Here is a 12,722-nt window from a genome sequence, read left to right as displayed (position 1 = left end):
ACATTAATACGTTACCTCTTTTTGATTTTTATAAGTTTAGCATTTCTTTAGCTTTTTTAACCGATGTAACAGGAAGTTTACAGAAGCCTTTTTCGCAAATGTAAATATAGGTTTCACCTTCGACGTACTTGTTCTTAAATACAGGAAGTGAATTTGAGAAATTTTCTCTTGTAAAGTAAGTTAATGTATTAGGGAAGTAGGTGTTTTGAAACTCTCTAGATTTACGTTTAGCTTCTGTTCCTACAATAATAATTTCTTTAAGAGGAAATAACTCTTGTAAATGAAGATTACCCCATTTCAAATAATTGGAAAAATCTTCCTTTAAATAGGGCGTTATTGTTGTCATCATTTTAGAAAATCGATCTCCATATACTTGGTTTCTATAAAGAATACTTAATTTTTTAAGGTTCTCGGCCATTACAGAATTAGGTGAAGGAAGTACGCCATCACTCAACTTTACTAATGGTGAAACTAATTTTGATTTCTCTGTAAAAGTGAACATGTTATCTTTCGTATCTGTAAAATCTTCTAAGACTATTTTTGTCAGATCAGAAGCATAAGTAGCATAAGTGGAATTACCAGTAATACTGTAGAGTTTTAAATAGGCGGAAATCAAGTAAGCATAATCTTCTAAAAAAACATCCTTTTTATTCGAGTTATTATTGAATATGTGTTTTAGCTTTCCATTTTTAAAAGCTTGAGCATGCAAATCTTTAGCTAAAGATTCTGCCAAATCTAAGTATTTTATATCTCGTAATGCTCTATAGGCATCTGCATATCCAGTAATGAGTAAAGCATTCCATGAGGTTATTTTTTTTATGTCTCTATTTGGAGGAGTACGCTGTTTTCTTTTATTTACTAAAAGATTAACCCATTCTAATTTCTCTTTAGAAATGGATGGATCATAAGAGTTTTTTGATAAAATATAAGTATTTCTTTCCTTTTCTATAGGCGTAAGTTTGTAGCTCTTCAAAAACTCCTTGTAACTTGCACCAAGTATCTCTTTTAATTCTTGTTTATTCCATATGTAATATGCTCCTTCTTTTCCTTCATTATCAGCATCAATAGAAGAAATATAGCCTCCATTTGAATTTAGCATGTTTTGTTCTAAGAATTGAACGGTTTTTTCTATTACATATTTATATCTTAAATCCTTATATTTTAAATAACCATTTGCGTAAATACTAAGTGTTTGTGCATTGGTGTAAAGCATTTTTTCAAAATGGGGAACCAACCATTTACTATCGGTACTATATCGAAAGAAACCACCTTCTAAATGATCAAAGACTCCGCCTTCGTACATTTTGTCTAAAGTTGTTTTTATTTGTTTTGAAACATTTGTGTCTTTAAACAAATATGCATAGTCCATTAAGAAGGTTAAATTTCCTGTTTTTATAAATTTTTCTTTTGCAATTTCTTGACCGTTAATAGTATCCCAAGAAGATTTCCAAGAAGTCATTTTGTCATTAAAATCCTGCTTTGAAAACCTTGATTCTTCACTCTTAACTTCTATGATATTATTCGATTTAATTCCTTCTGATAAACTTTGAGCATAAGAAGTTAACTCTTCGGGTTTGTTTTTGTATAATTCTAATAGCTTCTTTAAAACTGAGTTCCATTGCTTTTTAGAATGGTAAGTGCCTCCATAAACTGGTTGACCGTTGGGAAGTAAAATAACATTTAAAGGCCATCCACCTTTTCCTGTCATCAGTTGCAAGGCGCTCATATATAAATGATCAATATCTGGTCTTTCTTCTCTATCAACTTTTATGTTAACAAAGTTGTCATTCATTACTTTAGCAGTTTTTTCATCTTCAAAAGTTTCTTTTTCCATAACATGACACCAATGACAAGAAGAGAAACCAATACTTAAAATAATAAGTTTGTTGTTTTCTTTAGCGTAGGTCAAGCTTTCATCATTCCACGTATTCCAGAAAACGGGATCGTCAGAATGTTTTCTTAAATAAGGACTTAACTCACTGGCCAAAGTATTTTTTGAATTATTGAAAGAGCTACTTTTTTTAGCTTTTTCCGAACAACTAATGGAAAGTAAAAGACCCAATAATAGTATCAATGAAAAAACTTTTGAATATGCGTAGTTTGTCATAATGAACGAAAATATAAAAAATGAAGATATACTTAAAATCTACAAGAATTAAAATACGTCAAGTAATTGAGTTGATACTTTTGATTTAGTTATTTGTCGGGTATTCTTGGTTTTTTAGGAATAAGATTAAAAGAACATCAAGAATATTCTTAATTTAGTGGGCTTTACAACAAACAAACTAAAACTACATATGAGGGCATCTTTATCTTTTTTAACATTATTACTTTTAATTTTTACAGGTTGTAAGAATAATACATTAACAAAAAAAGATAAAGAACAGGTTTCATCGAATTATCTTTTTAAAAAGCTAGGTAAAGAAAAAACGAATATAAATTTTAAGAATAACTTTGAGGAGACCCTATACTTTAACTTCTTGAATTATCCTTATGTGTATAATGGAGGTGGAGTAGCTGTAGGTGATATTAATAACGATGGTTTAGAGGATGTTTATTTTAGTTCTAATCAAGGTTCAAATAAGTTGTATTTAAATAAAGGGGATTTTGAATTTTCAGACATAACAATATCAGCAAAAGTTGAAGATGCTCAAGGTTGGACAACAGGAGTTTCTATGATAGATATTAATCAAGATGGATGGTTGGATATTTATGTATGTAAATCAGGCTCTTTGCAGGATAACAATCTTAGAAGGAATAAACTCTTTATTAATAAACAGGACGGTACTTTTAAGGAAAGTGCAAAAGAATATGGATTAGATTCCCCAGCCTTTTCAACCCAAGCTTATTATTTGGATTATGATAAGGACGGTGATATTGATGTATTTCTTGTAAACCATAGAGCCGACTTTAGAAACAATACAAATATTGAAGCTTCTATAAAGAATAATGTTCACCCTTTAATGACAGATGAATTATTCGAAAATATCAATGGAAAGTTTGTAAATGTTACTCAAAAAGCGAATATAACAAACAAAGCATGGGGACTGAGTGCTGCAATTGGTGATTTCAATGATGATGGTTGGGAAGACATTTTTGTAGCTAACGATTTTTTAGATGCCGATTTCCTATATCTTAATAATGGAGATGGAACATTTAAGAATACTGTAAATTCTACATTTGAGCATATTACAGCCAACAGTATGGGCTCGGATTTTGCTGACGTTAATAATGATAATAAACTCGATTTGGTGGTGGTAGATATGGTTTCTTCAGATCATAAAAGAAGTAAAGAGAATATGGCTACTATGAGCACAGCCAATTTTCAGAGGCTTGTAGATGAAGGTTACCATTATCAATACATGTCAAATATGCTTCAGCTAAACTTAGGAGAAGGGGTATTTGGTGAAATTGGGCAATTATCAGGTATTTCCAAAACAGATTGGAGTTGGTCACCACTATTAGCCGATTTTGATAATGATGGCTATAAGGATTTGTTGGTTACAAACGGAATATACCATGATCTTTCGAATCAAGATTTTAGAAATCAAATGAGAACCAATATTATGAATCGAAAGAAGGTGACTCTGGAAGAAGCTATTGCTATGATGCCTTCTACAAAAATTCCGAACCAAGTTTTTAGAAATTCTAATGGATATGTTTTTAAACCAGCAAATGATATTTGGGGAATGAATGAAGCTATTAATTCCAATGGTGTTGCTTATGCAGACTTAGATAATGATGGTGATCTGGATTTAGTGGTTAATAATCAAATGGAGGAAGCTAGTGTTTATAAAAATACTCAAACTAATAACTTTCTAAACATCTCTTTAAAAGGCATAAATAAGAATAAGCAAGCTATTGGAGCCAAAGTGAAGCTATTTTTAGATGGAAATATTCAAAGTCAACAATCATACCCCAGTAGAGGGTTTCAATCTTCGGTGAGTCCTTTATTACATTTTGGTATTGGAAATAAAGATTTGGTGGATAGTTTGTTTGTGTATTGGCCGTCTGGAAGAGTATCAAGCTTGAAAAATATTGAGAAGAATCAGTTCTTAAGGCTAAGTGAAGAAGAAGCAAAAGATGGTATAAATAAAGATGTTGAATCCTCTGGTTTTAAGCTTTTAAATGGAAGTGATTTCGGGATAAGTTTTAAACATAATGATAGGTTATTCAATGATTATGGAAAGCAATTACTGTTACCTCAAAAACAAAGTGAAAAGGGAAAAGCTTTATGTGTAGGAGACGTTAATGGGGATGAATTAGATGATTTTTTTGTAGGTAATGGAAAAGGAAGTATTGCGCAGTTGTATATACAAACGGCTAATGGAGTATTCAAAGAAAGTAGTAAAACTTCGTTTGCAAAGGATTCGAAATATGAGGATAATTCTGCTGAATTTTTTGATCTTGATTCTGATGGAGATCTTGATTTGTATGTTGCTAGTGGAAGTTATGAAGATGATTTGAATAGTGATGATCTGATAGATAGAATATATTTAAATGACGGACTGGGCAATTTTACGAGATCAGAAAAACATCATACTCCAATAAAAATGGTTAGCTCTATTGTTAAATCTATTGACTTTGATAATGATGGAGATATAGATGTTTTTGTCGGAGGAGGTGTTGTACCAGGGAAATATCCATCAGCTTATCCTTTAAAATGCTTGAAAAATGAAAACGGAAAGTTAATTGATGTAACTTCTGAGTTAATAGATGACATAGATGGAATAAACATGGTAAATGATGCTGTGTTTAACGATATTGATAAGGATGGATTTATTGATTTAATTATTGTGGGAGAATGGATGCCAATAGCTGTCTTTAAAAATAACAAAGGAAAGTTCGAGAGAATTTCAGATACAGTATTAAATACGACGGGGTGGCATTATTCTGTATACGCAAACGATGTTGACTCTGATGGGAATATGGATTTTCTAATTGGGAATATAGGCGATAACAATAAGTTTAAACCAACAGTAGATAAACCACTTCATATTTATGCAAATGATTTCGACAAAAATAAGAATGTTGATGTTGTTTTAAGTAAAGCAACAAAAGACGGAGGGCTACTTCCAGTTAGAGGAAAAGAATGTTCATCCGAACAACTACCCATGCTAAATGCAAAATTTAAAACGTACAAACAATTTGCAAGTGCCAGTTTATCGGATATATACGGGGCAATGGCTTTAGAGAATTCAATTCATTTTGAAGCAAATGATTTTAGTTCTTTTGTATTAAAAAATAAAGGTGATTTTTCATTTGAGTTAAAGAAGTTGCCTACACAATCACAATTTGGACCAACAACAAGTTTTATTTCTTTGAGTAATTCTACCAGCAAAGAGAACTTAATTTTAGGAGCTGGATCCGTTTATGAAGCGGAAGTGGAAACTGTAAGGTATGATGGTAATAAAGGGTATTTACTAAATCAAAAAGGAGATATCTTAAAGGCAGAGGCTTTAAATATTTTCGATGAATTAGAAGTAAAGGCGCTAAAGTCTATAGCTATTTCAAATAAAAACTATGTGCTAGTTTTATGTAAAAATGATGAGATTAAACTTCTTGAAAAGATTTAGTATACAAGTAAATAAACTTTTTAGATGTAGCTTAGTACATCGTTATTATATTTGATTGGCAGTGTCAATTTTAAACTCCATAGGGAAGCTGTATGTAACGTTTACATTTTTGCTATTACTTTTTCCAGGAATAAATTTTGGTAATAATGATATAATACGAACTGCTTCTTTTTTTAATACTTCGGTATTTTTAGAAGAAATTGTTTTAATATTAGTAACATTTCCTTCCGTATTAATTACAAAGCTTACTAAAACAACACCTTCTAATTTGTTATCCAAGGCTTCTTCTGGGTATACAAAGTTCTTGTTTATGTGTTCTTGCATGTTATTATTAAAACAATTGTTTTGATCGTCAGAGTTTTGATCGCATCTTGGAAATAAAGGAATACTGTCTACTTCTGAAAAAGAAATAGTATATTCTTCAGATGTTTTCGTTATTGAAGTAGCAAGACTATTGATGTTCTTTTTTATATTGGCTAGTTCAAGGTCTTCAACAGAGTTTTGTTCATTATTTTCATTGATAATTTCTGAAACTAAGCTTCTATTTTTGTTACTTCTTTTTCTTTTAATAAGGTATCTTGTATTTAATGAAAAATCATTAGAAGTAGCATTTTTTTCACTTTCCTTTTCTGTTACTTTACATTTACTTATAGAAGAAATTGAATTCACATCAACTTGTTCTGCACTTTCTTCAGAACAGTGCTGAGAGAAGTTTTGCTGAACCACAAAACAAAACAATATTAATATTACTTTTTTCAACATAAGTCGTACTTCTTTTAATTTTTAATGATATTCCTTACAAAGAATATCTCATAACTTATTTCAAATATAAAAGAGTATTACCATGTAAATCTTTTTTATAGCCAGTTAAACTAATATGATCGGTGAGTTGCATTTAATGAAGGTCGAAAAAAGAAAGGGATGGTTTGATTGTGTGTGAAATAGCTTTTTATATGTGTAGATTGTTTGTTTTTAGGTATTATTGGTTTTGATGATTTTTGGAGATATACTGAAATTCAGAGAGTAGTTGGTAGAATTGCAATTGAAAGCTTAGAATTTGATACTAAAAATCCCTCATCAAAAAGGAGAGGGAAGTTTTGAGAAAGGGGATTCGCGTATATCAGTATCGAAAAATTAAAAATGGGAATCTTTTAATATGGGATAGTTTATTTGATGATAACGATACTGAATTGCTTATATATTCTTGGAGAAAGAAATTATAAATTATTTTGTAGCTCTGGTCTATTTTTATCAATTCGATGAATCAATTTTAAACACCATAGGAAAGCTATAAGTAACGTTTACATTTTTACCATCTTGTTTTCCAGGAATGAATTTAGGAAGTATTGAGACAATTCTAACAGCTTCTTTCTTGAGTATTTCAGTATTCTGAGGAGAAATAGTTTTAATGTTTGTTATGTTTCCATTTGCATCGATAACGAAACTCACTAAAACCGTACCTTCCATTTTATTTTCTAATGCTTCTTCAGGATAATTAAAATAGTCATTAATATGTTCTTGCATTTTTATATTAAAAGAATTGTATGGATCTTCAGAGTCTTCATCAAATTCAGTAAATAATGGCACATTGTCAACTTCAGAAAAAGGTATAGCGCTTTCTTCAGAAGTTTTCATGATAGAAGAAGCCAAACTATTAATATTCTGTTTTATGTTTACTAACTCAACACTTTCTACTGATTGGTTAGGGTTTTTACCTTCGTTAATATCAGCCAATAAATTTTTGCTTGTCGTGCCTTTTCTTCTTTTTAAATACCTGTTGTTTAAAGAAAAGTCTTTCGAAGAAGTAGTATCATCATTGTCAGTATCACCAGCCTTACATTTCTCCATAGAAATTGAATTAGCATCAACTTGCTCAGGTTGCTCACTTGAACAGTGCTGAGCAAAGTTTTGTTGGATCACAAAACAAAACATTAATATTATTACTCTTTTCAACATAAATCCTGCTTCTTTAAATTTTAATGGTGTTACCTGCTGGGGACTTGATTATACACTCTAATATATATTATTGTTTTAAAATTTAATTTTTTTATAGATGATTGGACTCAGATGATCGGTGAGTTGCATTTAACTATAGACGAAAAAAACGTTAAAAGGTTGTTTTTGGTTACATGGTGTTGTTTTTTATGTATAAATGGCTTGTTTTTAACTGTAAATGGATTTGTAGATGAAAGGTAGATGAATTGATTTTGAAGTATTGTCCTAAAATTAGCTATTGTAAAAGTTGGTTGAGTAACTCATGAGGCAAGAATAATACGGAATATTCATGGACAGAAATTGATAAGGGTAGTCAGGTCAATATCTCATTCCATTTTTTATGTTAAGGAGGGGGGGAAAAAAGGGGGGAAGGGGAAAAAATAGGGGATTAATTAAGGGGATTTGCTAAATCATCATGTTATGTGTTAAAATGGGAATCTTTTAGTACATGCTGATTTTAGTTTATTTTGAACTCCATAGGAAAACTATAAAGTACATTTATATTTTTGTTATTTGTTTTTCCGGGAATGAATTTTGGTAGCATTGAAATAATACGTACAGCTTCTTTTTTCAATATCTCATTATTTTGAGAAGAAATGGTTTTAATGTCAGTTACATCTCCTTCGATATCAATTATAAAACTTACCAAAACAACTCCTTCCATTTTATTTTCTAAGGCTGCTTCAGGATAAGTGAAGTTCATATTAATATGTTCTTGCATTTTATCATTGAAACAGTTTGTCGCATCTTCATATCCCCCATTGCAATTGGTAAAAACAGGAACATGGTCTACCTCTGAAAAAGAAATTACGTCTTCTTTGTTTGTTTTGTAAATTGAATTGGCTAAACTATTTATATTTTTCCTAATACTTGTTAATTCTAAATTTTCAACGGAATTATGTTCTTTATCCTCTTTTGTGATGATAGTTAATAAGTTTTTACTAGAGTTTTTTCTTCTTTTTAAATATCTATTGTTTAGAGAAAAGTCTTTTGAAGAAGTAGTATCATTGTTATCCTCTACTTTACATTTTTCAATTGAAGAAATTGAATTCACATCTACTTGTTCTGTACTTTCTTCAGAACAATGTTGAGCGAAATTTTGTTGGATTACAAAACAAAAAACTAATATTATTACTCTATTCAACATAAACCGTACTTCTTTTAGATTTTAATGGTAAATCTTACCGGGGGGTCTTGTAATTAGTTTCAAATATAGAATAGTACTTCAGTCTTATTTTTTTTTATAGTTAACCTGTTTTATATAATCGATGAATTGCATTTAACTATAGATGAAAAAAAAGATCAACTACTTAAAATATGTATGTGTGGTAATTTTATGTGTTTAAATGGTGGTTTTATTGTTGTAAATGGTGTTTGTTTTTTTGTGTAGATAAGTGTAGATGAAGCACAAAGTTAGAATTAAAGGAATGATTTCCATAATATTCTTAAACTAACAAAGGCTATAAGGATAGCTGTAGCTTTTTTTAATTTGATGGGACTTAGTAGCTTATTGCTTAGGCGATTTCCCAAAATACCTCCTAAGAATACAGTTACTAATAAAATTGAAGTAAGAAACCATTCTATTTGAAAATCAGGGTTTGAAAATTGCCCTACCAAACCGCTAATCGAATTAACCAAAATGAAAAAACTGGCGGTCGCAGCAATTTTTCTTGGAGTGTCCCAATTTATTAAATGCAAAAAAGGAGCTAAGAAAATACCACCACCTATACCCACAATTCCAGAAATAAAACCAATTGTACCTCCATAGAATGCATTTTTTGAGATGTTCATTTCTTTTTTTATTTCACTTGAGACGATTTTTTGAGATTTCCACATAACAATAGCAGCGAATAGAAGCGTAATACCTAATAAAATAAAGAAAGAGGTTTCTTTAATTCTTAAGTAACCACCTATAAATGCTAAAGGAATGCTAAAAACAACCAAAGGAATAACTTTTTTCCAGTTGTACTTGTGGTGTTTCATATATAAAAATACATTTCCGGAAACAACAAGAATATTACATAATAAAGAAGTGGCACGAATCTGTGAATAGACCATACCAGTTAATGCTAAAACTGCTAAGTAACTAGAGCCTCCACCAAAACCTACAGAAGAATAAATAACTGCAATTGCAAAGAATAAAAGTATTAGATACCAGTGATGAATAAAAAGGTCGGTCACTAAAGTTAAGGTCATAGATTCTTAAAAAGCCTAAAAATACTAAAGTAGAATCGATTTTTTAAATTGTTGAGGAGTCATTAACTCCATTTTTTTAAATTGCCTGTTAAAATAGCTAGTACTGTTAAAACCTGATTTGAAAGCAACTTCCGACATTCTATAGTTTTTATACTCCCTCATTAGTTTTTTTGAAAACTTGATCTTCTCAGCATTAATATAATCAATTGGAGAAACACCTAAAGTATTCTTAAACTGTTTGTGAAAATGTGAAGCACTCATATAAGCTTTCTTTGCTAACAAGTCAACGGTAATATTCTTATTAGTTAAGTTTTCTTTGATAAACTTAATTACGGTTCCAATTCGGGTATCTGAAAAGGTTTGGTCTTTATCATTTAGAATTAGTGACTTGGCTTTGGTTTGAAGTAATCTAACAATTAGTTCCTGAATCATTAAATTCAACAAAACATCTTTAGAAGAGCTATTTTGAATAAAGGTATGTGTTAATCTAGAAACCAAATGGTTTATATCTTCATTGTGTAACAAGTGTGAGCACTGTTCACTTAAACTCCATTGATTGTTTTCATTTTCAATTGCCACAGATTGATTAAAGTTATAAACTACTTCTTCAATTTTCTGCGCATCAATTCCTAAAGCTAAACATTGTGTAGGTGATTCTTTGGTGGCAATAGGAAAATCAATAATCATTTCTCTATTGGAAGGCATTACAACAGATTCTCCAGGAATAAAATCAAAAGATGGGGTGTTAGGTAAATACATTCTTTTTTTTCCAGATAACATACTTGCTATAATTGGGAAATCAAAAGTTAATGAAACCTTTTCAGCATAGCTATGTGTTTCGAAAATATTTAACTCTGCAAATTCCGCATTATAGGTAGTTCTATTTTCAATTAGAGTAGTAAGCTTTCTCTGTTTTGTATGCTGACTTAACAATGGGTTCATACACAATATTACGAAATATAAAGGATAAAAGAAAAATATGATAGATATGTTCAATGAATTAATAAATATGTTCATTTCATTTTGTGATTGGTAAAATATCTTTACAAATGTTGTTTTATTCGTATAAAGACGGATTTAAAATAGCGAATCGTTAATTTAAAAGCTATTGATCTATGCAATATTCAAAACCTACATTTAAAGATAAGTATGAGAATTTTATTAATGGAAAATTTGTGTCTCCTGTTGGTGGGGAGTATTTTGAAAATACATCTCCAATAGACGGAAGTGTCATCGCAAAATATCCAAGATCTCAAAAAGAAGATGTTGAACTGGCAGTTGATGCTGCCAATGCAGCAAAAGATTCATGGGGAAAAACTTCGGCTACTGAACGAGCAACCCTTTTGAATAAAGTTGCTGATGTTATTGAGGCAAACTTGGAAGAGTTTGCACTAGTTGAAACATGTGACAATGGTAAACCCATTCGTGAAACTTTAAATGCTGATGTGCCATTATCAGTTGATCATTGGCGATATTTTGCAGCTTGTATTAGAGCAGAAGAAGGAACCGCAACGGAGTTAGATGCCAATACCTTATCTATGAATATAAAAGAGCCATTGGGGGTGGTTGGACAAATTATACCTTGGAACTTTCCTTTATTAATGTTGTCTTGGAAATTGCCTCCGGCTTTAGCAACAGGAAACTGTGTTGTGCTTAAACCAGCTGAGCAAACACCATCTTCGGCAACGTTACTCTTAGAAAAAATAGCGGATGTATTTCCTCCTGGTGTCTTAAACATTATACATGGATTTGGACCAGAGGCGGGAAAACCACTTGCATCAAGTTCGAAAATAGATAAAGTTGCTTTTACGGGAGAAACTACGACTGGACAATTAATTATGCAGTATGCTTCCAAAAATTTAAACCCCGTAACTATGGAGTTAGGAGGAAAATCTCCGAACATATTCTTTAATAGTGTTATGGACGAAGATGATGCTTTTCTTGATAAGGCAATAGAAGGTGCAGTATTGTTCGCTTTTAATCAAGGAGAAGTTTGTACCTGCCCGTCTCGTTTGTTGGTTCAAGAAGATATTTATGATGCGTTTATGGAAAGGGTTGTTCAAAGAACCAAAGCAATTATACAGGCAGATCCATATGATGTAAATACCATGGTTGGAGCACAGGCATCAAATGATCAATATGAAAAAATTCAATCATACATTAAAATTGGTGTTGAAGAAGGAGCCAAAGTATTGTGTGGGGGAGAAGCAAATAAGGATGGTGATTTGTCTAAAGGGTTTTTCATTCAGCCAACTATATTAGAAGGTCATAATAAAATGAGAATATTTCAAGAAGAGATTTTCGGACCAGTTGTGTGTGTAACGAAATTTAAAGATGAATCTGAAGCTCTTGAAATAGCAAATGACACACTTTATGGTTTAGGAGCTGGTGTTTGGACACGTGATGCCCATCAATTATATCAAATTCCAAGAGAAATAAAAGCAGGACGTGTTTGGGGTAATTGCTACCATGCTTATCCAGCTCATGCACCATTCGGAGGCTACAAAAAATCTGGTTTTGGAAGGGAAACACATGTGATGATGATGGATCATTATCGTCAAACTAAAAATATGTTGATATCATATGATAAGAATAAATTGGGGTTCTTTTAGAGGAAAATTGTTTATACATCTTTTAATGTAAAAAATCATTTTATATGAAAGTCTTTATAAATCTATTTTTTAGGTAGATAGTGATTTATATTAAAATGTAAAAAGGACCCCAGAAAGGTTGAATAGTTATTATTCAGCCTTTTTTTACTTAGAAAGATTATGAGTAACAAATGTAATTAGTAGAAGAAAATGATATGGAATACCTTATGAAAAGGTTAAAAATCAAATTTGAACTTTATGAAACGAATAGCAATTACAGAGAAAGCCAAAGCAATAGTGCAAGAATTAAAGGAAAAACATGGAGATTTAATATTTCATCAAAGTGGAGGCTGCTGCGATGGAT

8 protein-coding genes and 1 pseudogene (1 of these 9 only partly in view) are annotated in these 12,722 nt (G+C 30.9%); 3 read left to right on the top strand and 6 right to left on the bottom strand.

Annotated features, from left to right (window positions below; translation table 11 throughout):
- Positions 1-28: 28 nt before the first annotated feature.
- Positions 29-2,074, bottom strand: coding sequence for a thioredoxin domain-containing protein (locus ACKTTV_RS14170; RefSeq protein WP_408031503.1), 2,046 nt, complete (start codon positions 2,072-2,074; stop codon positions 29-31).
- A gap of 223 nt (positions 2,075-2,297) precedes the next feature.
- Here ACKTTV_RS14170 and ACKTTV_RS14165 point away from each other — a divergent pair, with 223 nt between their 5' ends.
- On the top strand, positions 2,298-5,576 hold the full coding sequence (locus ACKTTV_RS14165) for a VCBS repeat-containing protein (RefSeq protein WP_408031502.1): 3,279 nt from the start codon (positions 2,298-2,300) through the stop codon (positions 5,574-5,576).
- A 45-nt stretch (positions 5,577-5,621) separates the two neighbouring features.
- Here the strand turns inward: ACKTTV_RS14165 and ACKTTV_RS14160 are convergent, their stop codons facing one another.
- From ACKTTV_RS14160 to ACKTTV_RS14140, 5 genes are all read right to left on the bottom strand, one after another.
- Positions 5,622-6,338: an energy transducer TonB gene (locus ACKTTV_RS14160; protein WP_408031501.1), complete on the bottom strand. Its 717-nt coding sequence runs from the start codon at positions 6,336-6,338 to the stop codon at positions 5,622-5,624.
- A gap of 489 nt (positions 6,339-6,827) precedes the next feature.
- Positions 6,828-7,496 carry an energy transducer TonB gene (locus tag ACKTTV_RS14155; RefSeq protein WP_408031500.1) on the bottom strand — a complete coding sequence of 223 codons (669 nt, stop codon included), beginning with the start codon at positions 7,494-7,496 and terminating at the stop codon, positions 6,828-6,830.
- Between the two features lie 532 nt (positions 7,497-8,028).
- Positions 8,029-8,718, bottom strand: a complete 690-nt coding sequence (locus ACKTTV_RS14150) for an energy transducer TonB (protein WP_408031499.1) — start codon at positions 8,716-8,718, stop codon at positions 8,029-8,031.
- Positions 8,719-8,990: 272 nt separating this feature from the next.
- Complete coding sequence (locus ACKTTV_RS14145; RefSeq protein ID WP_408031498.1) at positions 8,991-9,767, bottom strand: sulfite exporter TauE/SafE family protein; 777 nt, start codon at positions 9,765-9,767, stop codon at positions 8,991-8,993.
- Positions 9,768-9,791: 24 nt separating this feature from the next.
- Positions 9,792-10,709, bottom strand: coding sequence for an AraC family transcriptional regulator (locus ACKTTV_RS14140; RefSeq protein ID WP_408031497.1), 918 nt, complete (start codon positions 10,707-10,709; stop codon positions 9,792-9,794).
- A 173-nt stretch (positions 10,710-10,882) separates the two neighbouring features.
- Here ACKTTV_RS14140 and ACKTTV_RS14135 point away from each other — a divergent pair, with 173 nt between their 5' ends.
- Entirely contained in the window at positions 10,883-12,379 is a 1,497-nt protein-coding gene (locus tag ACKTTV_RS14135) for an aldehyde dehydrogenase family protein (RefSeq protein ID WP_408031496.1), read from the top strand.
- A gap of 237 nt (positions 12,380-12,616) precedes the next feature.
- A pseudogene (locus ACKTTV_RS14130) lies at positions 12,617-12,722 on the top strand (DUF779 domain-containing protein); it runs 226 nt beyond the window's last position.

The organism is Tenacibaculum xiamenense (genome assembly GCF_964513065.1).
In the GTDB taxonomy this organism is placed as follows: Bacteria; Bacteroidota; Bacteroidia; order Flavobacteriales; family Flavobacteriaceae; genus Polaribacter; species Polaribacter xiamenense.
This window is presented reverse-complemented; position numbering and strand designations above follow the sequence as displayed.

Excerpts from the sequence above, each read along its gene's own strand:
- ACKTTV_RS14160 (WP_408031501.1), bottom strand. The coding sequence starts at position 6,338 with ATGTTGAAAAAAGTAATATTAATATTGTTTTGTTTTGTGGTTCAGCAA.
- ACKTTV_RS14135 (WP_408031496.1), top strand. The coding sequence starts at position 10,883 with ATGCAATATTCAAAACCTACATTTAAAGATAAGTATGAGAATTTTATT.
- ACKTTV_RS14145 (WP_408031498.1), bottom strand. The coding sequence starts at position 9,767 with ATGACCTTAACTTTAGTGACCGACCTTTTTATTCATCACTGGTATCTA.
- ACKTTV_RS14150 (WP_408031499.1), bottom strand. The coding sequence starts at position 8,718 with ATGTTGAATAGAGTAATAATATTAGTTTTTTGTTTTGTAATCCAACAA.
- ACKTTV_RS14140 (WP_408031497.1), bottom strand. The coding sequence starts at position 10,709 with ATGAACCCATTGTTAAGTCAGCATACAAAACAGAGAAAGCTTACTACT.
- ACKTTV_RS14165 (WP_408031502.1), top strand. The coding sequence starts at position 2,298 with ATGAGGGCATCTTTATCTTTTTTAACATTATTACTTTTAATTTTTACA.